The 24,002-nt window shown below is 30.3% G+C and carries 17 protein-coding genes; 11 read left to right on the forward strand and 6 right to left on the reverse strand.

Going from position 1 to position 24,002, the window contains the following annotated elements; all coding sequences use genetic code 11:
* Positions 1 to 487: 487 nt before the first annotated feature.
* Genes yycF through HMPREF3267_RS05255 form a run of 4 tightly spaced genes read left to right on the forward strand, consistent with a single transcriptional unit; the run spans position 488 to position 5,141 of the window.
* Positions 488 to 1,189 (forward strand): response regulator YycF, encoded by a 702-nt coding sequence (yycF, locus tag HMPREF3267_RS05240; protein ID WP_002479194.1) that lies wholly within the window; start codon positions 488 to 490, stop codon positions 1,187 to 1,189.
* A 12-nt stretch (positions 1,190 to 1,201) separates the two neighbouring features.
* Positions 1,202 to 3,025, forward strand: a complete 1,824-nt coding sequence (gene walK, locus HMPREF3267_RS05245; RefSeq protein ID WP_002461016.1) for a cell wall metabolism sensor histidine kinase WalK — start codon at positions 1,202 to 1,204, stop codon at positions 3,023 to 3,025.
* Positions 3,018 to 4,349, forward strand: coding sequence for a two-component system activity regulator YycH (gene yycH / locus HMPREF3267_RS05250; RefSeq protein ID WP_062078391.1), 1,332 nt, complete (start codon positions 3,018 to 3,020; stop codon positions 4,347 to 4,349). The genes walK and yycH overlap by 8 nt, the downstream gene beginning before the upstream one ends.
* Positions 4,350 to 5,141, forward strand: a complete 792-nt coding sequence (locus HMPREF3267_RS05255) for a two-component system regulatory protein YycI (protein ID WP_062078389.1) — start codon at positions 4,350 to 4,352, stop codon at positions 5,139 to 5,141.
* 170 nt (positions 5,142 to 5,311) lie between these two features.
* Here the strand turns inward: HMPREF3267_RS05255 and icaC are convergent, their stop codons facing one another.
* The 5 genes from icaC to HMPREF3267_RS05280 form a co-directional block, all read right to left on the reverse strand.
* On the reverse strand, positions 5,312 to 6,385 hold the full coding sequence (icaC, locus tag HMPREF3267_RS05260; RefSeq protein WP_002461010.1) for a polysaccharide intercellular adhesin biosynthesis/export protein IcaC: 1,074 nt from the start codon (positions 6,383 to 6,385) through the stop codon (positions 5,312 to 5,314).
* Positions 6,375 to 7,238: an intercellular adhesin biosynthesis polysaccharide N-deacetylase gene (icaB, locus tag HMPREF3267_RS05265; RefSeq protein ID WP_002492063.1), complete on the reverse strand. Its 864-nt coding sequence runs from the start codon at positions 7,236 to 7,238 to the stop codon at positions 6,375 to 6,377. Before icaB ends, icaC begins: the two co-directional genes overlap by 11 nt.
* Entirely contained in the window at positions 7,222 to 7,548 is a 327-nt protein-coding gene (icaD, locus tag HMPREF3267_RS05270) for an intracellular adhesion protein IcaD (RefSeq protein ID WP_002461006.1), read from the reverse strand. The genes icaB and icaD overlap by 17 nt, the downstream gene beginning before the upstream one ends.
* On the reverse strand, positions 7,518 to 8,741 hold the full coding sequence (icaA, locus tag HMPREF3267_RS05275) for a poly-beta-1,6 N-acetyl-D-glucosamine synthase IcaA (protein WP_012991041.1): 1,224 nt from the start codon (positions 8,739 to 8,741) through the stop codon (positions 7,518 to 7,520). The genes icaD and icaA overlap by 31 nt, the downstream gene beginning before the upstream one ends.
* Before the next feature lie 251 nt (positions 8,742 to 8,992).
* Positions 8,993 to 10,027: a family 20 glycosylhydrolase gene (locus HMPREF3267_RS05280; protein WP_070823864.1), complete on the reverse strand. Its 1,035-nt coding sequence runs from the start codon at positions 10,025 to 10,027 to the stop codon at positions 8,993 to 8,995.
* A gap of 592 nt (positions 10,028 to 10,619) precedes the next feature.
* On the opposite strand from HMPREF3267_RS05280, the gene HMPREF3267_RS05285 reads away from it, so the two are divergent.
* The 6 genes from HMPREF3267_RS05285 to HMPREF3267_RS05310 all read left to right on the forward strand — a co-directional run bounded on the left by HMPREF3267_RS05285 (position 10,620) and on the right by HMPREF3267_RS05310 (position 20,910).
* Positions 10,620 to 11,420, forward strand: coding sequence for an MBL fold metallo-hydrolase (locus HMPREF3267_RS05285; RefSeq protein WP_037540904.1), 801 nt, complete (start codon positions 10,620 to 10,622; stop codon positions 11,418 to 11,420).
* Between the two features lie 404 nt (positions 11,421 to 11,824).
* Entirely contained in the window at positions 11,825 to 12,304 is a 480-nt protein-coding gene (gene rlmH, locus HMPREF3267_RS05290) for a 23S rRNA (pseudouridine(1915)-N(3))-methyltransferase RlmH (RefSeq protein WP_062078385.1), read from the forward strand.
* A gap of 305 nt (positions 12,305 to 12,609) precedes the next feature.
* A complete protein-coding gene (locus tag HMPREF3267_RS05295) occupies positions 12,610 to 14,736 on the forward strand; it encodes an AAA family ATPase (protein WP_062078383.1) in 2,127 nt (708 codons plus the stop codon).
* Between the two features lie 271 nt (positions 14,737 to 15,007).
* A complete protein-coding gene (locus tag HMPREF3267_RS05300) occupies positions 15,008 to 16,522 on the forward strand; it encodes a class I SAM-dependent DNA methyltransferase (protein WP_070823865.1) in 1,515 nt (504 codons plus the stop codon).
* A complete protein-coding gene (locus HMPREF3267_RS05305; RefSeq protein ID WP_062078379.1) occupies positions 16,512 to 17,807 on the forward strand; it encodes a restriction endonuclease subunit S in 1,296 nt (431 codons plus the stop codon). The genes HMPREF3267_RS05300 and HMPREF3267_RS05305 overlap by 11 nt, the downstream gene beginning before the upstream one ends.
* On the forward strand, positions 17,791 to 20,910 hold the full coding sequence (locus tag HMPREF3267_RS05310) for a type I restriction endonuclease subunit R (RefSeq protein WP_062078377.1): 3,120 nt from the start codon (positions 17,791 to 17,793) through the stop codon (positions 20,908 to 20,910). The genes HMPREF3267_RS05305 and HMPREF3267_RS05310 overlap by 17 nt, the downstream gene beginning before the upstream one ends.
* 66 nt (positions 20,911 to 20,976) lie before the next feature.
* Here the strand turns inward: HMPREF3267_RS05310 and HMPREF3267_RS05315 are convergent, their stop codons facing one another.
* Positions 20,977 to 21,564 carry a hypothetical protein gene (locus HMPREF3267_RS05315; RefSeq protein WP_062078375.1) on the reverse strand — a complete coding sequence of 196 codons (588 nt, stop codon included), beginning with the start codon at positions 21,562 to 21,564 and terminating at the stop codon, positions 20,977 to 20,979.
* Between the two features lie 586 nt (positions 21,565 to 22,150).
* On the opposite strand from HMPREF3267_RS05315, the gene HMPREF3267_RS05320 reads away from it, so the two are divergent.
* Positions 22,151 to 23,869, forward strand: coding sequence for an ATP-dependent nuclease (locus HMPREF3267_RS05320; protein WP_070823866.1), 1,719 nt, complete (start codon positions 22,151 to 22,153; stop codon positions 23,867 to 23,869).
* Positions 23,870 to 24,002: the final 133 nt, after the last annotated feature.

A 24,002-nucleotide genomic window follows, 5' to 3' on the forward strand; every position in this document is an offset into this window, starting at 1 on the left:
CAGGAGATCGCGGGTTCGATTCCCGTCGAGACCGTATTGCTTACCCAATAGGGTAGGCATTTTTTTATGCTTTTATATAAAAGTAGTTGTGTCACGCATGGTTAATACTACAATAGCATGTTGCAATAAAAACTTAATATTTTAAATGATATGGATAAGAAATCCCGCAATGAATACCCATTGTTATAACATCATTTTGTAATATTTAATTGGATTTTTAAAAATCGGCTAAATTCAAAAGATAGAATAGACTAACTTATTTGTAAATTAGGCATAGAGTGGTAAACTTATAAAAAATATTATTCTATAATTTTACTTATGAAAATAGAATTCGCAGTATATTAATGGTAAATTATATAGTAGATACTTGTGTAGATAGGAACGATTGTTGGATATTTCTACACAGAAGATTTATTTTATATAAGTAAAGAACTTTTTAATAGAACAGATGTGAAGAACTACAATTTTAGAAATGAGGTTTTTAGATATGGCAAGAAAAGTTGTTGTAGTTGATGATGAAAAACCAATTGCTGATATTTTAGAATTTAATCTAAAAAAAGAAGGATACGATGTTTATTGTGCCTATGATGGTAACGATGCCGTTGATTTAATTTATGAGGAAGAACCAGACATTGTGTTATTAGATATCATGTTACCTGGTCGAGACGGCATGGAAGTCTGCCGTGAAGTACGTAAAAAATTCGAAATGCCAATTATCATGCTAACGGCAAAAGACTCTGAAATTGATAAAGTATTAGGCCTTGAATTAGGTGCTGACGATTACGTCACAAAACCTTTCAGTACACGTGAATTAATTGCTCGAGTTAAAGCTAATTTACGTCGTCATTATTCACAACCTGCCCAAGAAGTGAATAACGCATCAAACGAAATCACAATTAAAGATATTGTGATTTATCCAGACGCATATTCTATTAAAAAACGCGGTGAAGATATTGAATTAACACATCGTGAATTTGAGTTGTTCCATTACTTATCTAAGCATATGGGTCAAGTGATGACACGTGAGCACTTGCTTCAAACTGTTTGGGGCTATGACTATTTTGGAGATGTACGTACGGTTGACGTAACAATTCGTCGTTTACGCGAAAAAATCGAAGACGATCCATCACATCCAGAATATATCGTAACTAGAAGAGGCGTTGGATATTTCCTCCAACAACATGATTAGAGGAGTCTTTGCATGAAGTGGCTGAAACAATTACAATCCCTTCACACTAAATTGGTTGTTGTATATGTTCTTTTGATTATTATTGGAATGCAAATTATCGGTTTGTATTTTACAAATAGTTTAGAAAAGGAACTGACAGATAATTTTAGAAAGAATATTAAACAATATGCAACCCAATTAGAAGTCAATATTGAGCGTAGTTATAAAGACGATTCTGTAAATATGCAGAAAGAAGTTCAAAATTTACTTAATGAGTATGCCAACCGTCAAGAAATTGAAGAAATTCGCTTTATTGATAAAGATCAAATTATTATGGCAACGGCACGTTTGTCATCACATAATATGATTAATCAAAAGGTCAATGATAGTTCCGTTCAAAAGGCCATTTCACTTGGACAGTCTAATAGTCATAATGTGCTAAAAGACTATGGCAATGGTAAGGAACGAATCTGGGTATATAATCTTCCCGTGAAAAATGGTAAAGATACCGTGGGCGATATTTATATCGAAGCAAATATCAATGATGTGTACAATCAATTAAACAATATTAACCAAATATTTATTATAGGTACGGCGATTTCACTCTTTATTACGGTGATACTCGGTTTCTTTATTGCGCGAACCATTACTCGACCAATTACCGATATGCGTAATCAGACGGTTGAGATGTCTAAAGGTAACTATACACAACGCGTGAAGATTTATGGAAACGATGAAATCGGGGAATTAGCATTAGCGTTTAACAATTTATCTAAACGTGTACAAGAAGCCCAAGCGAATACAGAAAGTGAAAAGCGTCGTCTTGATTCCGTCATCACACATATGAGCGATGGTATTATCGCAACGGATAGACGTGGCCGTGTTCGGATTATCAACGATATGGCGCTTAAAATGCTTGGCATGGCTAAAGAAGATTTAATCGGTTATTATATGTTAAGCGTGTTAAATTTAGAACAAGAATTTTCATTAGATGAAATTCAAGAGAACAATGATAGTTTCTTATTGGATATAAATGAAGAAGAAGGCATTATTGCCCGGGTTAACTTTAGTACAATTGTGCAAGAAACAGGCTTTGTGACTGGTTATATTGCGGTGTTGCATGACGTTACAGAGCAACAACAAGTCGAACGTGAGCGCCGAGAGTTTGTTGCCAATGTTTCACATGAATTACGGACACCATTAACATCAATGAATAGCTATATTGAAGCGTTAGAAAGTGGCGCATGGAAAGATGGCGCACTCGCACCACAATTCTTATCGGTTACACGTGAAGAAACCGAAAGAATGATTCGTTTAGTTAATGACTTACTGCAATTATCTAAAATGGACAACGAGTCCGATCAAATTAATAAAGAAATTGTCGACTTCAATATGTTTATCAATAAAATTATTAATCGCCATGAAATGTCGGCCAAAGATACAACCTTTGTGCGAGAAATTCCTAATGAAACCATCTTTGCGGAAATTGATCCAGACAAGATGACACAGGTATTCGATAACGTAATTACAAATGCTATGAAATATTCTCGCGGTGATAAACGTGTTGAGTTTCACGTGAAACAAAATGCTTTATATAATCGTATGACCATTCGTATTAAAGATAATGGTATCGGTATTCCAATTAATAAAGTTGAAAAAATCTTTGACCGCTTTTACCGTGTCGATAAAGCACGTACGCGTAAAATGGGTGGTACTGGACTAGGTTTAGCTATCTCTAAAGAAATTGTCGAGGCACATCATGGTCGCATTTGGGCAAATAGTGTCGAAGGGCAAGGCACATCAATCTTTATTACACTTCCATGTGAAGTGATTGATGATGGTGATTGGGATGAGTAATAGAGAGAATATCAAATCAATTATTTTAATTCTACTAGTACTTATGAGTGTGGTATTAACCTATATGATTTGGAATTTCACTCCAGATTTAACACATTTAGACAGCACGGATAGTAAAAAAGTAAGTTCAAAGAGTATTGGAAAACCTATGTCAGCGAAAGAAGAAACGGTAATCTCGCCATTTCAAATTATCCGTAAAAGGGGCGATGATGTAAAAGGTATCGAAGGTTCAAAGGCCAATATATTACAAATGGTTGAGCCATTAAAAAAACACAAAGTTAAAAAGGTAGAAAAGTTACATCACGACTATAATTTAACCATTCCCGAGTTAACTAACCATTATGCAGTGCTTGATTTTACATATGACCTTCCATTGAATGTCTATTTAGGACAGGTACTCGATATTAGCGCTAAAATTCCTAAAAACTTTAACTTCAATCGTATATTAATTGATAAAGATCCATATGACCGTCTCGTGTTGTATGCGATTAGTAAAGATCGCCATGATGCTATCAAATTAACAATGGATGCTAAAGCAGAGTCATTTATAAAATCGTTGGATCAACTTGAAAAAGGAATGACCAATTACTCAGAAATTATTACTAATAAAAATACGATTGATAAAGCAACACATGTGTTTGCACCGAAGAAACCCAAAGAAATGATGTCATATCGCATGGTATTCGATACCATTAATGTAGAGGTGATGAATGCAATTCTTTTTGATGATTCTGTCATTGTACGAAGCGGTCGAGGCGGCGCAACAACCTATAACAACAATACGGGAGTTGCCAATTACAACAACGACAGTGAAAAGTATCATTATCGTAATCTCTCAGAAGACGAATCCAGCTCTAGCGATATGGAAACAACGATACCAAGTACCTTTGACTATATAAATAGTCATGGTGGCTTTGTCAATGATGATTATCGTCTGTTCAGCACAGATAATCATAATGGCCAACTGACATATCAAATGTTCTTAAATGGCCACCCAACCTTTAGTAAACAGCATCTAAATCAAATTCAAGTCACATGGGGAGATAAAGGTATTTATGATTACCAACGTGCCTTATTACGCTCTAGCGTTCCGTTAGAAGGTAAGACCTGTAAATTGCCAAGCGTAGAAAGCGTTCGTTCCTCATTGGCTAATGATCCTAATGTAGATTTTGAAAAAGTAACCAATATCACAGTAGGTTACAAAGAAAATGACAAGCCAGAACAAAATGATATTGAAATACAGCGCAATAGTGAATTTATGCCTAAATGGTATATTGAATATGATGGCGAGTGGTATGCCTATGAGAATGGGAGGCTTGAATAAATGAACTGGAAACTAACAAAGACACTGTTTATTTTCGTATTTATTCTAGTGAACATTTCGCTTATCGTCATCTATATTAATAAAGTTACACAATCTCAAATTAATGATTCCGAAAATGAGAATCAAGTCAATTTTCAACAAGAAGAGATTAAAATTTCTAAAGACATTTTGGATAAAGATGTTAAAGGAATTAAAATGCAGATGATTACAGCAAGTTCTAAAGACTTCACAAGTTATGCTAAAGCACATTCTTCACTAAAAGCCGAAAAATCAGGCAAAATGTTAAAAGGTAACATAGATTCAACCGTAAATGTGAGCGATAGTAACTTTAGTGATTTGAAAAAGTACTTAATGGAACATATTTATAATGGAAAACTCTATCAGTTAGGTGGGGTAAATAATAATAGCGTTACGTATGAACAAACGTATCAAGATTATCCTATTATGAATAATAGTAAAGCCGAATTAAAGTTCTCAATCGATGGTGGCAAAGCAAAAGCATATGAACAAACCATTATGGATAAAATCGAACCTGCAAAAAGTGATAACAATGATAAAAAGCAAATCATAACACCACGTAAAGCAGTTGAAACACTATACTTTAATCGCTATTTAAAAGAAAATGACGAAGTTATTGATGCACGTCTTGGTTATTATTCTGTCGTGAGAGAAACAAATGTGCAGTTGCTGCAACCTAACTGGGAAATCAAAGTCAAACATAAAAATAAAGATACCGTGAAGACATATTATGTAGAAGCCACTTCAGATAACCCTAAAGTCATCGATCATTAAACACGCATCGCAGGTTGGGGTGGCCTGAAGCTGTCCCCTAAGAAAGCGAGCCAACAATACGATAAACAAAGAAGCCAGTAAATGCATTTACAAAAACGCATTTACTGGCTAAATTTTTTAAAGGATTTACATCCCAGACAGTAGCAACATGTAATTGATGAAACGAGAAATTAGTATGTTCCTTTAAAATCAATATCCAACTTATAAGGTTGCTTACCAATAATAAAGCGGCAAATATAGAATTCACGTAAAATAATACCAATGCCAATACAAATACCTAGCGTTCCAACAACAGAAAAGATGATAAAAATAATACTTGTATTAATAAAAATAGACGTATACTCATATACATATTCTAATACAATCGGATGTAAGAGATAGATAAAGAAAGAGAATGAGTTAATTAAATTAATAACACCAAACATAAAGTATTTATAATGAATACATAAGCTCAATAATAGTAAAAACATACTCATATGATATAACATTAACGATTCACTATAGCTGGTAACATTCCAGTAATCGTGCTTTCCAAATAAAAAGACAAACATTAAATACGAACCAACAGCTAAGGTTAATATAATAAAAGGAAAATCATGTAAAAATGCGATAATTTTATGATAGTTATAACCAATATAGCCACCTAAGAAGAAGAAAAATATCCATCCTAAAATAAAGGTATTATCACTTAAAGGATAAATTTTATGTACAAATGTCTCAAATTGGTGGTTATGATGTAAATAGTATAGAAAGAAATACTGTACAAAAAATGAGCCAATTAATAATAATTTACTATTAAAAATTTTAGGTGTTATTTTGTAGATAAGATAGCTTAAGATAAAATATTGAATAATAATTAGAATAAAATAGCCATACCAATAACCTAATACAACATTTTGCCAAAACTGATGCCAGAATGGATCACCTAATTTACGCGATTCACTGTAACAATAGAAACAACCGACACATAAATAAGGCAAAATAATGTATTTAAAACGTGACGTTAAATAGGTGATGCGTAATGAAGCATAATTTAATGTTGTTAACAGTTGTGACAAGATAATAAAGCAAGGCGTGCCAAAGATAAAAATATTTTGAGCATAATAGATGACTTTTAATTGTCTAAGATCATCGCCATCAATACCTCGCATATATTGTGTTAATGTATGTGTGATAATAATGATAATACACAACATTGCTCTTAAATAAATAAGTTCTTTCCTTTTTTTATTTTTAACGGCCATCAGCAAAACCATCCCATTTTTTAATTAATTTATTAAACGCATCTTCATTCATTAAGACACGAGGAATACGATAGTTGTTTTCACTAGGTTTAACAGCTTTATCTTCGAGTGTATAGCCATAGCGAATACCTTCTTTTTTAAGTACTTTTATATTTTGATTGCTTACTTCACCATAAGGATAAGCAATAGAATCATTATTTTTATGAAACTGTTTATGAATGAAAAGATTACTTTTGACAATATCATCTTTTAACTTGTCATCAGGTGTACTTGTCATGATGGCTTTTCTGTCTTTAGTCAGTGAATGTAAATTATCCGTATGTGAACTAAAGGTCCAATATTTAGAATGATTTAATATTTTTAAAGTACTTAAATCACTAAGATTTAAATTATGAAAATTTTCATTGCCAATTTGACCAGTAATTATAAATCCTGTAACAGGTATTTTATATTTTTCAATAATTGGATTTGCATTATCATAGACGGATTGTTCCATGTCATCAAAGCTAATCCAGACACTTTTAGGTGGGAATTTACCTTTTTCTTTATAATGTTGAAATTCTTTTTCTGTTAAAAAATGTGCCCCATGAGCTTTAAGCCATTTAATTTCAGCCTCAAACGCTTCTTTACTAATACTATAATTTTTAATTTCTTTACTGTTAGATAAGGTAAAAAGGGTGTTTTTAAACCAATTATCATCTCGGATACGATGATAATTGAGTGCTAATGCACTATTACCTTTGACGTTAAGCGTTTTTTCTTTGCTTTTTGCACTAGAAATGGTATGTGTTTGAAAGATACATAAGATTGTTAACAACGTTAAAATGCTACATAATTTAAAAAACTTTGCCATGATTAATACCTTCTTTTTTATATATTATTTTTCTGCTAATTAAACAAAGTGAGAAGATAATAATGTCAATGATGATAAATTTAAGTAAGGTAAAAAAGATGTCACTCATCGTAACTGCTTCAACGTTTAATAACGTTCTTATGATTAACACGATGTCAATATTAAACGTGAAGAGTGAACCAATAACTAAAATGCAAGCAATCATAAAATAGAGCCAAAATATTAAACTAATAATAAATGTAATTATTTCACGTAATGCATGGCAAAAAGCATGGATTACTAATTTTTTCCTCTGTCTGGACTTGTCCATGTCGCAAACGCTCCTTTTTTACGTCTTAATGCTTTTGGAAAGGCAGAAATAGCGACCAAAGCATTTAACAGCCAATATATTGTTGAATACCAACTTAAGTAAAATATGGTTAAAAGATTAATTTTTTCATAGCGACTATCCACGAATAGCGCAATAACAAATTGTACAGTATTGATAAAAGTCAAAAGTAGCGCTGACAGGATTAATAAAGAAAATTGATAATTTAAGAAATAATAATCTAAAAAATTAGCGTTAATGATATCGATAATTAAAAGAATCACAACGCAATGAACCCAAAGCAATGAAAAGATTTGTTCAAATATCAGCATATACGTTGCTGGATTAAGTGTTTTGATACCTTGTTTGAAGTCCCGAATCAGAACTTCTTGCCCACCTTGTGCCCATCGAAGACGTTGTTTCCATAAGCCAGGTATCGTCTCAGGAACAAGCATTCGACATAATGCGCGGGGTTCATATTTAATGTGTAAGTTGGCAAGATGAAATTTCCAAGAAATCGCAATGTCTTCTGTAATCATATCGATATCCCACTTACCTACTTGTTCAATCGCACGCTTTCTGAATAGTGTGAAAACTCCTGATATAGTATTGACCTTGCCAGTTAAAGATTGGGCACGTTTAATACTGCCAACCATGCTAGCATACTCAATTGTTTGAATTTTACCTAGAATAGACTTCTTATTTCTAATACGAGGATTGCCAGTTACCGCAGCCAATTTCGGATTATCAATAAAATGTTCTAACATGAAATAAGGTGCGTCATCATCAATTAAGGTATCTGCATCAATGCCCATCACTAAATCATATTGTGCATAGTTCAAACCTTGATTTAAGGCGTTTGCTTTTCCTTGGTTTTTTTCTAAATCAACAAAAGTGAAATCTAATGTTTTTTGCAGCTTGTAAATAACTTCAGCAGAATTGTCAGAGCTCCCATCATTAATCACAATAATTTGTTTATTTGGAAACTCTAACGATAACAAATTCGAAATCGTGTCTTCAATCGTCTCTTCCTCGTTAAAACAAGGAATTAAAAAGGAAATACCTTGATCACCGATGTCTTTATTTGGCTTCCTTTTAAGCCAAATTTCTGAAAAGAGCATATAAATAACCGTTCCTACTATCCAAAACATTGACATGAAAAGTGGATAGAGAATTAACAAATTTAAATATTTCATTTTCGCCCTCCATCAAAAATGTATTGTGCATTGATGATGATAAGGTAAAAATTTAGGTATTGCAACACTTTTTTAATTTATAAAAAAGACATATAAAAATAATTTTGTTTGTAAAAAATCTACAAATGAACTCACTAAATTCAAATAAAAATTTTATCTGTAAGAAAAATCAATATGTGTTTCTTTTCTTCTAGCAAAAACAATTATCGTGAAGAAAATCTTTTTTGCTGAAAAAAATTAACCTTAAGGAGTTAGGAATTAAAATAAATGCGAATAAACTTATATACATACTCGATTAAATTGGTCTGTTTTAAATCTGAAGCAAATTCTCCCCAAAATGTAAGATATTCACCATTAATATAACTATTGAAATGCGGGTCTTTACGCATATTAGCTGTATTAAAATCTGTTAAACGTGTGTCGGCAATATCAGCTTTCTGCTTAGCTAACGAATGTGTGCTTTGCTGTGCTCTAGGAAAGACGTAGTAAACAGAACGATTAAAATTTTCGACCATAAAGTGGTTAGTGAAAAAGTCAGTTGGCGATGGTGACTGTTTGGATGGTTGATGCCAATACATAATAATAATGCTGTGATTTAAATTTTTGAGCCCTTCGTGTGTCAAAGAATCATTCCACATCTTAGGCGTATAATGCTTTGCTTGGACAGTGTCTGCAAGCTGATTCATGTATGAAACAAAATCACGTTGATGTGCGCCTCCACCAGGCACCTCATCTCCACCGATAACCATTTTTAAATTGTCTTTATATGGCGTTTGATAGAAAATATCAGCAACTTCATTGATTAACTGATGAGATACATCAAGCGCTGCCTGATTTTGTTGAAAATCAAGCATTGTATTATCATAGCTAGAAACAACCTGTCGATATTGGGAGGGATGATGTTTATGGAGTAACGTCAGCATGGCTTTTGAATGTGCAGGGAAGTCTAATTCAGGAATAAGCTGGACATGGTGTTTATTGGCATATTGAACAAGCTCACGCAATTCTGCCTTTGTGAGGTAATAGTGATTTGAATGGGTAGACGTTTGACCTAAGACCTTTGAGTAAATACTATAATTGTCATTGTCAGCAAGGTGTAATTGTAGATAACACCCATTGACACGGCTAAGCTCGCCGATGATTTTCTTAATGCTATCTTTAGTATAATGCGTCCGTGCAATATCAATAGAAATACCCTTTTCAATATCAGCTTGCTTACTATGCTTAGGAAAGAAAGTGAATACAATAAGTAATAAAATAACAATAATGGCACTAAGCTTTTTCATAATTGCCCCTCTTTTATTTTTAATATGGTGCATAAGTAATTAGTAATAGAGCAATAACAATTGTTTAAGATAATAAAATAAAAGTTTACATTTTTCAATATATAGTAATTTTCCAACTATGTCTCACAAGGCTTATTTATAGTTTATGAAGTACAAAACAAACGGCATAATCCAATAAGGGAAGACTTACAGTATAGAGAAGGAACTGTGAAGGTAGTATAAAATCTAGCACAATAAGTAAAACAAAATATATACGATGCAACTATTGATAGAAGAAGTACGCATGAACGATAAAAAGGTGATAACATATGAGGTATTTTCTAGATATATAAGCTTACATACAGAAACTTAAAATAAAAATATGCGCGCTATTTTAAATCTGTGTATTGGCACATTGTTCTTATAATTGGTATAGTAATATACAAAGATATTTTAGAGGACGGAATACGATGATGTGCTTGTGATACAGCGTGATAACATATCATTGATAATAACGGTCACTGATGTATAACGTGTGGATGGTTGATTTACATAGGAGGACCTCTAAGGGGAGTGTAAATAATAACACACAGCATGACAGATAGTAGGAAGGATGAGTGACGTGATACGTATGAGCGTCTTAGCTAGCGGCAGTACTGGTAATGCTACTTATGTAGAAAGTGAAAAAGGCAGCTTATTAGTTGATGTCGGTTTAACAGGTAAGAAAATGGAAAATCTGTTTAGCCAAATCGACAGAAATATAAGCGATTTAAACGGCATACTCGTGACACATGAGCATAGTGATCATATTAAAGGATTAGGAGTCTTAGCACGTAAGTATCATTTGCCAATTTATGCGAATGAAAAGACATGGAAAATGATTGAAAAGAAAGATAACAAAATACCGATGGAACAAAAATTTATATTCAATCCATATGAAACGAAGTCAATCGCAGGCTTTGATATTGAATCATTTAACGTTTCACATGATGCGATTGATCCACAATTTTACATTTTTCATAATAATTATAAGAAATTTACAATGATTACGGATACAGGATATATTTCAGACCGCATGAAAGGCATGATACATGGTAGTGACGTCTTTATGTTTGAAAGTAACCACGATGTAGATATGTTGCGCATGTGTCGATATCCATGGAAGACAAAGCAACGTATCCTCAGTGATATGGGGCATGTGTCTAACGAAGATGCAGGACACGCAATGACAGATGTAATCACAGGAAACACAAAGCGCATTTATTTATCGCACTTATCTCAAGATAATAATATGAAAGATTTAGCACGTATGAGTGTCGGTCAAGTATTGAATGAACATGACATTGATACACAAAAAGAAGTGTTATTATGTGATACGGATAAAGCACAAGCAACACCTATTTATACACTATAGTTTCAAATGCTATTTTAATGAGCAGGATAACAAAGTCTTAAAATGACAGACTTAATCCTGCTCTTTTTATTTGTAATTAATTAAGTAGAAGGGCAGTCTAAGAAATGAATAATTGAAACGCTGCCATTTAACACATAATATATGTGTATAACTATGTAAGACGGTAAGCAAGTTATCCCCAAATTCATGCAAAGTTATCCAGTGTTGTGAACAATACACACAAAAATATACACATTATTCACAGAGTTATCCACATAATCACAAGTTATTAACGCTTTTTACCAAATAAATCACAAAAATAAGGCTTATTTTTATTCATTATTGGTATAATAAGAGGGTATAGTGTTGATAAGTGAATAACTTGTGGATAACTAGAATAAGTTACTTCATCACGGAGGTTTAATATGAAAATTACAATACTTGCAGTAGGAAAATTAAAAGAAAAATACTGGAAACAGGCTATTGCAGAATACGAAAAACGCCTGAGTGCCTATAGTAAAATAGAACTGATAGAAGTACCAGACGAAAAAGCACCAGAAAATATGAGCAACAAAGAAATAGAACAAGTAAAAGCCAAAGAAGGCCAACGCCTCCTGGCTAAAATTAAGCCTCAAGCAACAGTCATTACATTAGAAATTGCAGGGGAAATGCTGTCATCAGAAGGCTTAGCACAAGAATTACAACAACGTATGACCCAAGGCCAAAGCGACTTCACCTTTGTTATTGGCGGATCAAACGGATTACATAAAGACGTCTTAACACGTAGCAACTACGCACTCTCATTCAGCAAAATGACCTTCCCACACCAAATGATGCGCGTGATTTTAATCGAGCAAGTTTACCGCGCATTTAAAATTATGCGAGGCGAAGCGTATCATAAGTGATGCGGTTTCTTCAGTACCTTTGTAAAGTTTTTTCATGTATGGTAATTGAGAATTACCGTTTTTTGTGTAGCGTAACACAAAAATACAATTTTAGTGTTGATAATAAAGTAAACTAATTAGGTCTTTTGTAATATAATGTTTTTAAAATAAAATATTATATTAAGAAAGAGATATGTTTATAGTGTTTAAGAGTAATTGAGGTTTTCTAATTTTTCAATTATTTATGTATATGCAATAATATGATACTTAAAGAAGATATAGAAAAAGTGGCTCAGATAAATTATATGCAAATTTGGAGGATATTAATGATAAAGCTAATTACTAATTTCTCAAAAAAATCTTTTAAGAATTATAGTATGGAAGAAGAATTAAAATTTAGTGAAATAAATATTATCTATGGAATTAATGGGCGAGGAAAGACATCATTTGCTAGAGGAATTAAAGAAGAAATTGAAAAGAAGCAATATGATAATTTAAGATATTTTTATTCAGATTATATTGATGAACTTCTTTTATTGGAAGATTCAAATAAATTTAAAGGAGTTAAAGCAACATTTGGAGAGAAAGATGTAAAAATTGAGAATGAGATTGCTGAGCGAAATAAAAAAATTATTGAGATTAGTGATACTAAAGAAATGTTAATAGAAAAAAGAAAAAAAGTAAGACAAAAAATCAATGAAATACACAAGTCAAGAAAAGGAAATCTTAATATACCAATAAAATCAGCAAATAAAAGTATTGAAGAAGTTATAGAACTTTATAGAAAAAATTTAGAAGCAGCTAAAAAAATAGAGCCTAATTTAAAGAGATTAAAGAGTTTTTTAGGTGGTGATGAAATTTTAAGAAATAATTATAACCGCATTTTTGAAATTGACATTCCTAATTTAAGAATTGAAGAATATGAAGTTGATAAAATAGTAGAAATATTTCAAAAAGATTACAGTGATATCAAAATTCCTAGCCATGAAGTAGTAGAATGGTTAATTAAAGGTTTAAACTTACATGATATAGAGGATAATATGTGTAAGTTTTGTGGGAATAAATTTGATTATAATAGTATCGATGACAAAGTGAGAATGTATTCATCAAATGAAAAGCAAAATGATTCTAATTATCTTATAGGTATTAAAAAATCAATTGAACGAATATTAAAAAATTATGAGCAGTATATATCGAATATTGAAAAAAATGATTTTTTAATCAAAGAATTAGAAATTAAAATGACAGAAGAAGATTTAAAAGAACCAATAATAGAAATCATCAAAATTTTAAATACAAAAATAGATAATATGGAAAATAAAAGTCTTAAATTTCCTATTGATGTTTACACTACTTTAATGAGCAAATTAATAAAAATCGAGGAAGAGTTTGAAATAAAGAAAAAATCAAAATTAAAAGAGTTAAATACAAAAATAGATAATATAACTACAATAGTTACTGGTTCTATAAGTTTAGAAATACTAGAGAATCAAACGATTAATGAAGAAATTGTTAGTATACAAAAAGAAGAAGAGAAGTGTAGAAAACAAGAACAATTAAATAAAGATATTAAATTAGAAATAAAAAAATTACGTGAAAAACAATCTGATTATAATGATTTTAAAATTTACTTAAATGAAGTATTTGAAAGTATTAATTTACATATTAGATTAGAATCTGATAATGCTACAAATAGTTATTACTTATATCATCCTATAGAAGAAGTTACATTAAATTTAAAAGACATAAGTGAAGGGGAAAAAAATTTATTAGCATTTTTATTCTTTTATTTTGAACTTTTTGAAGATGATAATCAAAAAAATATCAAAAGTAATATTACTACATTAATTATTGATGATCCTATTAATAGTTTTGACGAAGCAAATAGATTTTATGTTTTAGAGCTAATAAAAAAATTAATTAAAAGTAAAGCAAATCAAATGTTTATATTTACTCATTCTTGGAATGATTTTTGTGATATAATCTATGGCTTGAAAGGAAATAGATATAATTTTTATGAAATACATAAAAATTATCAAGGAGTTAGTTTTTTGGAAAAAATAGAAAAAATAGAGAAACCGTATAAAAAGTTATTTCAGGAGATTTATGATTTATCAAAAAAAAATCAACAAGATATAAAAAGCGAAGATTGTTACTACTATCATTCAATTAATAGTATTAGAAGAGTTTTTGAAGAGTTTTTAAGTTTTAAATTAAAAAATAATAGTTTACCTCAGAAATCTAACCAACCGGAAATTGAAGAAGTTTTTAGGATAATGACTCATAAAGAAATGAGTGATACAAAAAAACGGAAATTAGGTGCATTTCTAACAAATATAAATGTATTATCACATCAGCCCTATAGAGCTATAGATGTAATTAATTCTGCAAAGTTTTTGATGAAGTATATTGAAGATGTAGATAAAGTTCATTTTAATGCTATGAAGGATTGACTAGATAACGAGTTCTATCTAATTAATGTATTATGATAACTTAAAATTTCATTTACTGTGAGCAATGGTGAAAATAAAATTAACTAAGCATTAAATTAGAATAGTTGTTCGGAATTATGAATATAATTTTTTTTACTTTGTTTAGTAACTTAGCTTTTATTCAATATATAAGAATTAATTTAGTATATGAACAAAATGTGGTGTTCAATATTTATGATTGAGCAAGCGTTTGATATAGTTGAGTTAAAAAGTATTTTAAGAGGTGTTATTAATGGCGATAATTGGATTTGAAGAAAAGCTATGGCAAGCTGCTGATAAATTAAGAGGAAGTATGGATGCCGCTGAATATAAAAATGTAGCGTTAGGCTTAATCTTTCTTAAATATGTATCGGATTCATTCGAAGAAAAATATGAAGAATTAAAACAAGATCTTTATGCAGATGAAGAAGATCAAGATGAGTATTTAGCAGAAAATATTTTTTGGGTGCCAAAAGAAGCAAGATGGCAATATATAAATGATAATGCTAAGAAACCAGAAATTGGTCAAATTATCGATAAAGCAATGATTGCTATTGAAAAGGAAAATGAATCACTTAAAGGTGTTTTACCTAAAGAATATGCACGACCTGCATTAGATAAAGAAAAATTGGGAGACATAATTGATTTATTTACGTTCAAAGTTGGGGATACAGAGAGTCGTAAACAAGATGTATTAGGTCGAGTTTATGAGTATTTTATTGCTAAATTTGCAAGTGCAGAGGGTAAAAATGCAGGAGAATTCTATACACCATCGTCAATCGTCAAATTACTAGTTGAGATGATCGAACCTTATAAAGGTCGTATTTATGATCCATGTTGCGGTTCAGGTGGTATGTTTGTACAAAGTGAACGATTCGTTGAAAAACATCAAGGCCGTTTAGATGATATTGCGATTTATGGGCAAGAATATAATCCTACCACTTGGAAATTAGCCAAAATGAACTTAGCTATTCGTGGTATTGATAATGACCTAGGCGAAAGAAATGCAGATACATTTCAAAACGATTTACATAAGGGATTAAAAGCAGATTATATCTTAGCAAATCCACCATTTAATGCGAGTGATTGGGGACAAGAACGATTACTTGATGACTATCGTTGGCAATTTGGAATTCCACCAAAAGGTAATGCCAACTATGCATGGATTGAACATATGATTTCAAAATTAGCCCCTAATGGTACAGCAGGGTTCGTATTAGCTAATGGATCGATGTCTACAAGCGGAAAAGATGAATTAGAAATTCGTAAAAATCTTATTAAACAAGATGTAGTCGAATGTATTGTGACATTACCTGGTCAATTATTTTATTCTACCCCAATTCCAGTTTGTCTTTGGTTTATCACTAATAATAAAGGTCAAAATGGTAAAAATGAAAGAGAAAATGAAATTTTATTCATTGATGCGCGTGACATTGGTCACATGGTAACTAGAACATTAAAAGAAATTTCAGATGAAGATATTCAAAAAGTAGCTCAAACTTATCATGCATGGAGAGGCACGAGTGATAAACAATATGAAGATGTCGCTGGTTTTTGCAAAGTAGCTAACTTAGAAGAAGTTAAAAATAATGAATACATTTTAACACCTGGACGTTATGTCGGTCTAGCTGATGTTGAAGAAGATGAAGAGCCATTTGAACAAAAAATGGAACGCATTACTTCTGAATTAAGCGAACAATTTGCCAAATCTAAAGAACTCGAAGACCAAATCCGTAAATCATTGGAGGGATTAGGTTATGGAGTTTAAAAGTTATAAAATCAAAGATATAGGAGATGTAGTGACAGGCTTTACTCCTTCGAAAAAAGAAAAGGACTTATATGGGGTTACATTTCCATTTGTTACACCAAGTGATATATCAGATTCTAAATATGTAGTTACTAAAAGATTTTTAGATAAAAAAGCTATAAGTAAAAAAGAAAAGAAAATATGTCCTAAAAATAGTGTAGGAATTAGCTGTATAGGTTCTGATTTAGGAAAAGCTTTTTTTATACTAGAAGAGAGTTTTACAAATCAACAAATAAATACAGTAACTAATATCAAAGAAAATTTTGATTCAGAATATATATATTATAAATTAAAAACATTAAGAGATTATTTTCATCGCATTGCTGATGGAAGCACCATGCCAATAATTAATAAGTCAAAGTTTGAAAACTTATCATTAGAAATTCCTTTATTAAAAAATCAAAAGAAAATTTCTAGTATTTTATCTTTGTTGGATAATAAAATAGAAAATAATAATAAAATAGTATCAAACCTTGAAGAACTGACACAAACACTATTTAAACGTTGGTTTGTAGATTTTGAATTTCCAGACGAAAATGGTAATCCTTATAAATCAAGTGGTGGAGAAATGGTTGATAGTGAATTAGGTAAAATACCTAAACTATGGACGAAATCTATATTAGGTAATTATATAGATTTGGATAAAGGGCTATCTTATAAAGGAAAGTTTTTGGATAAAAAAAATGAGATAAAAGAATCTATTCCAATGTTATCATTAAGTAACTTTAAATTCTTTAGTGGATTCAAAAATGAAAAGACTAAATATTATTTCGGTGATTATAAAGATAAGCATAAAGTCAAAGCTGGAGATATTATTATAGCAGCTACTGATTTGACGCAAGATAGAAAAATGCTAGGAGCACCTGCATTAGTTCCAAATTTAAATAAGAATATGATTTACAGTTTAGATGTATTTAAAGTAAAAGAAACTACTATACCTAAATTTGTATTATATTTCTTGATGCAAACTAAAAAATATAGAGAGTTTGTTGAAGGCAGTGCTACTGGGACTACAGTAATTAGAATTTCAAAAAGTATCATTTTAAAAGTTCCTATCGTTATTGATTTAAATATAGCTTATAAATTTGATGAAAAAATTAAAAGATACATGGACAAAATAGAAAAATTAAATAAAGAAAATGAAATTTTAGTCGAATTGAGAGATACGCTTCTTCCTAAACTAATGTCTGGGGAGCTTGAAGTACCTGATGATATCGAGGTGAATGTGGATGAACTATCAGTTTAATGAAGATGATTTAGAACAAGTTGCTTTAGAGTGGCTACAAGACTTAGGATATGAATATAAAAACGGATATGATATCAGTGTTACTGGAATATCTTCTGAACGTGAAAGTGATAAAGATGTCATTCTTGATGGAAGATTAGAAAGTGTTTTAAGACGAATTAATCCTGAAGTGAATCGTGATGCGATAAAACAAGCTATTCACAAGTTAACGATTGAAAAGTCACCTAATCTTTTAGAAAATAACCTAACTTTTCATGAATATCTGATTAATGGTATTGAAGTTGAACATTATGATGAAGAAGGTAAGTCCATTGTAGATATAGTATATATCATAGACTTTAAACAACCTCAAAATAATGATTTTCTAGCTGTAAATCAACTTACTGTGGTCAATGGCGATTTTACTAAGCGCCCAGATATTATTTTATTTATTAATGGGTTACCAATTGTAGTTATTGAATTAAAAAGTTCTTCAAATGAAAACGTAGGCATTGAAGATGGATATAACCAGTTACAAACTTATAAAATGCGAATACCTCAATTGTTTACTTTTAATGAAATACTTGTAACAAGTGATGGTATTAATACAAAAGCAGGATCACTTACTGCTAATTATGATCGTTTTATGACATGGAGAACACATGATGGTAAAACGGAAGCACCAATAAGTATGGCAAGTTTGGAAGTATTGATCCATGGTATGTTAAAGCCAGAAGTGTTACTCGATTTGATTCGCTATTTTGTATTATTCCAAGATGATGGAAAGGGTAACTTGAGTAAAATATTAGCGGCATATCATCAATATTATGCTGTTAATAAAGCGGTTGATAGAGCACTTGAAGCTTCATCGTCTAATGGTGATGGTAAAGGTGGTGTCGTTTGGCATACACAAGGGTCAGGTAAAAGTCTAACGATGGTCTTCTTCTCTGGAAAGTTAATCCAAAGATTGAATAACCCTACACTTGTCGTAGTGACTGACCGTAACGATTTAGATAATCAATTGTTTAGTACATTTGTGAAATCTAAGGGTCGTTCTGGAAAGGGATTGCTACGTCAAACACCTAAACAAGCAAACAATAGAAAAGAATTGAAATCATTATTATCTGTTGAATCAGGTGGTATTGTATTTACAACGATGCAAAAATTTGAACCAGATAAAAAAGAAACAACTATGCCAGTACTTACTGATCGTAATAATGTTATTGTTATGGCTGATGAAGCCCACCGTACACAATATGGTTTTAATGCGAAATATGATGATAAAGGTGAAGGAATTAAGTACGGTTATGCAAAGTATTTACGTGATGCATTACCTAATGCGACATTCGTTGGATTTACGGGAACACCAGTCGCTTCAACAGATAAAAATACGCAAATGGTATTCGGCAATTACATTGATGTTTATGATATGACGCAAGCTGTGAAAGATGGAAGTACTGTTAAAATTTATTATGAAAGTCGTGTCATACCACTTAATTTACCTCAAAATTTCGACTTAGATGAGTCGTATGATGAAATTACTGAGGATCAAGAAGAAGATGTGAAGCAACGTTTAAAATCAAAATGGTCTCGTATTGAAGCACTTGCAGGTGCTAAACCCCGTATAGAAGCTTTAGCAACAGACATTATTAATCATTTTGAAATGAGACAAAGAGCCATGAAAGGTAAAGGTATGATTGTAACTATGAGTCGTCGTATTGCTGTGAATCTATATGATGAAATTATACGTCAAAAGCCAGAATGGCATTCAGATGATGATGACAAAGGTGTGATTAAGGTAGTTATGACAGGGTCCTCAAGTGACCCTGCTTCTTTCCAAAAACATATTGGTCCTAAAAAACGACGTGATTTGTTAGAAAAGCGTATGAAAGATATTGATGATGAATTAAAACTCGTCATTGTCAGAGATATGTGGTTAACTGGATTTGATGTACCTTCGATGCACACGATGTATATAGATAAACCTATGAAGGGGCACAACTTAATGCAAGCAATTGCTCGTGTAAATAGGGTGTTCAAAGATAAACCAGGTGGTCTTATTGTAGACTATGTAGGAATTGCAGAAAATTTAAAAGAAGCGCTTAAAGAGTACACGGAGTCAGATAAAGAACAAACAGGTATCGATACTGATAAAGCAGTGGAATTGATGTTAATGAAATATGATATTATTCAAGATATGCTTTATAATTTAGATTATTCAAACTTTAACTCTGATAAAAATTCGGAACGTTTTAATGCCATATCAAATACTATGGATTATGTAATTGGATTAGGTGAGAATGAACGCCAACGCTTTATTACTACAGTAACAGAGTTAGGTAAAGCATTCGCGCTTTGTGCAACAGAACCTGCTGCGCAAGAATTGAATGATGAAATTGCATTTTTCAAAACGGTTAAGGCTGGATTAGTTAAACTATTACAGCCATCTAAAGAAGGCCAATCACATAAAACACCAGCTGAAGTTGAAGCTGAAATTAATCAGCTTGTATCACAATCAGTCGTAACTGAAGATGTGGTAGATGTATATGAAACGCTTGGTTTAAATCATCCTGATATATCTATTTTATCTGATGAATTTCTAAAAGATGTTGAAGGTTTAAAACAGAAAAATGTAGCTGTAGAATTGTTAAATAAGTTGCTTAAGGGACAAGTTAAAGCATTAATGAAAATGAATGTGATAGTATCTAAACGCTTCTCAGAAATGCTTGGTCAATCAATAAATAAATACAACAATCGCTCAATAGAAGCTTCTAAAGTAATTGAAGAATTAATTCAACTTGCAAAAGATATTAAAGAAGAGCAAGAAAGAGGTAATGAATTAGGTTTAAACAAAGATGAAATTGCATTCTATGATGCCTTAGCCTCTCATGAAACTGCTAAAGAAGCTATGGGCGATACTGAATTAAGAGCTATTGCACATGAGTTAACTAAAACAGTTAAAGAAAATATGAGTGTAGATTGGTCTAAACGTGATAGTGCTAAAGCTAAAATGCGTGTCGCTGTAAGAAGATTACTTAAGAAATATGGCTATCCACCAGATTTACAAAAAATGGCTGTTGAGCAAGTCGTGGAACAAGCAGAACTCATGGCAAGTAGTCAATAACTAATAAGATGATATAGATATAGAGCCTCTCTCACGCAAAGTGAAGGAGGCTTTTTAGTTTAGATATTAAATAATATTGAATTTTTTTAAAATAACTTTTAACTTTTTTCTTTTAGTTATATCATTTGTTCTAATTAGTGTTAAATGACTATGTTTAATTAAATCTAATGTTTTAAGAGATATATTAATATTAGTTTGAGCCCAATTATACATGTTATTTGTCATATTTTTATGGGAAAGACCTCTTATATACATTTCCTCTTTTGGAGGATTAAATTTTTGGGTGTTAACCATTAAAGTGTCTTTGCTATAGTTAATTGGATAAAATTGGTTTTTATTAATAATGTCTTCAATTTTTGAGTGAAAACTATCTAATGTGTGGTTTGTTAAAATGGATTGTTTTATGTTACGAGGAAGTTTAATCAAGTATTTAGATGAAAATTTGCCATTTACAATATTTAAATTAGTTAAATAATATTCCTTATTATTATGGAGAATTAATTGGAAATTATAATTTTCATCATCCCAAGCATCAAAGTATATATTTATGTAAACTTTGTTAAAAACGCCACTATATTTAATCGCCGTATTTACTTTTTTATATTGTAGATTGTTATAATCATTTATTAATTTTTCAAATGTAGATTGATTCATAACATTACCTCCTCTTAGTAATTTTAAATTAATTTTCTTACAATTACATTATAACAAAATAAGGATAAGCAGAATTTTATAATAGATAAGTTAACTATCATTTGTTTAACGTGATATTAAAATTTAAGAAAGATTTACTAAAGACTTATCTAAAATAGAAGGCTATGATACTTGAAGCTTATTTAAAAAATAAGAAGTAAAGAAGGTCTTGGAAAAGCAAAAGATATATCAATGAAAGTTATAGGAATAATTAATTTAATTATGAAAAACTATCATCAGTAATTATAATTTTATGTTTTAATTGTATGAACAAAGTGTATAGTACACTATGAAATAATGAAGTATTATGCATTTCAGAGATAAGTTAATTTTTTTAGGGATTTATATTTTAAAAGATTATGAAAAATGGATCTCCAAATCATTGTTAGACAGTTATTTTATAAGATAGAAAGTACTAAATGAAAACTAATCAGTAATTGATACGTAAAAGCGTAAGTGAAACTAAAAATAAAAAAGAAGAAACTTAGTGAAAAAGTTAAATAAAATTTTTAATAAATAAAAATTTAAGACTGTAAAGGGGTAAAATATGAAAATAAGTAGTGTTTATATAGAAAATTTTAGAAGTATTAGTGAAGCTAAATTAGATTTATCTAATTATAGTGTAGTATTTGGTAAAAATAATGAGGGCAAATCAAATATTATGAAAGCTATTCATAGAGGATGGAATATCATTAAAGATTTTTCTACATATTCGTATAGTGCCATTCGTATAAAAAATAAGGGTAATGGTTATAGATTTAAATTAAGAAGTAATAATGTATCAAATATGAATAAAGAAATAGAAGACGATATAAATATAGATTCGAAAAGTAAAAATAAATTTATTTCTATAGGTTTTTATTTTAATTTAACTTCGGAAGAAAAGCTAAAACTCAATAAAGAAATGAGTAGTAAGATTAAAATAACAAATAAAATTTATATAGAAGTTAAATATGATGATTCTTTTTATTATAAATGTAAAGTTAAATTAAATATTAATGGTAAATTTTTAAGATCTCCTAAAAATATAAATTCTAGTATTAATTTTTTGATAAAAAGGTTTGATATAGATTATATTCCTTCAATTAGAACAGAAGAAACTGCTACAGAAATTGTTCAAAATGCTGTGAAAGAACGTTTGAGAGATTTAACAGATAAAGATGAATATAATAAAGCAATTAGTTTAGTAAATGAACTACAAAATCAAGAGTTAAAAAAGTTGTCTTCACAAATCGAACCAGATTTGAAAAGGTATTTAAAAAATATTAAATCTATAGAAGTTGTTTCTATGAGAAATGATAGACCAGTAATAAATTATGGATATTTAAGAGATATAGATATACATATTAATGACGGTAGATTGACAAGTATTAAAAATAAAGGTGATGGAATAAAAAGTTTGATAGCTTTATCTATCTTACAAACAAGTGAGTCGAGCAATAGATTATTAATGATTGATGAACCTGAAGCACATTTACATTCTGGAGCAATAAGAGAACTTAAGAGTAAAATTAAAAATGATACGTCAAATCATCAAACACTTATATGTTCACATCATCAAATCTTTGTAGACCGAAATAATCTTACTAATAATAAAATTTTAAATAAAGGTAAAATATTAGAAAATATAGATATACGTGATATAAGAAAAGAGCTAGGAGTATCTTTATCTGAGAATTTACTAAGTGCAGAAATAGTGTTGTTAGTAGAAGGAGAAACAGATAAGTTTATAATTGAAGAATTTATATTGAGAAATAACTCAAAGTTAAAATCTTATATTGATGATGGGAGGATATTTATTGATTCAATTCAAGGCGTTCGAAATTTATCCAATAAAATTTCTTTTTATGAAGCAGGACTTTGTAAAATAATATGTTTACTAGATAATGATGAGGCTACTAAGGAAATAAATGAGCAAGAATCAAACGGTGATACAAAATATTTTTATTTACCTAAGTATAATAAAAATGAAGTAGAGATAGAAGATATATTCGAAGATGCATTTATATTAAAAATTGTAGAACAGGTATTTGATATTGAAAAAGTTAGTGAAAGAAAAAGTATTATTGGGAAGCTTAAATTTACAAATGGATTGGAAAAATTAATTGATACTTATGGTAAAAAATTAAAAAAACCAGACGAGGAATTATTTAAATGGGAAGTAGTTAAACAGTTAAAAGAACAAGAATCTTTACCAATTAAAAAGGATTATAATATTTTTTTGACACAATTATTTGAAGAAATAGAGAATGTTATGAAAAAATAGTGAAATAATTTGCTACATTTAAATTTTATCAATCTAGGTATAGTTTTAAAAAATAGAAAAGATAAAGCATTCGCTGTGCAACAGAACTTGATTGAATGATGGAATTGCATTTTTCAAAATGGTTAAGGCAGGT

Origin of the sequence: Staphylococcus sp. HMSC62D11 (genome assembly GCF_001839145.1) — a bacterium.
GTDB lineage: Bacteria > Bacillota > Bacilli > Staphylococcales > Staphylococcaceae > Staphylococcus > Staphylococcus lugdunensis.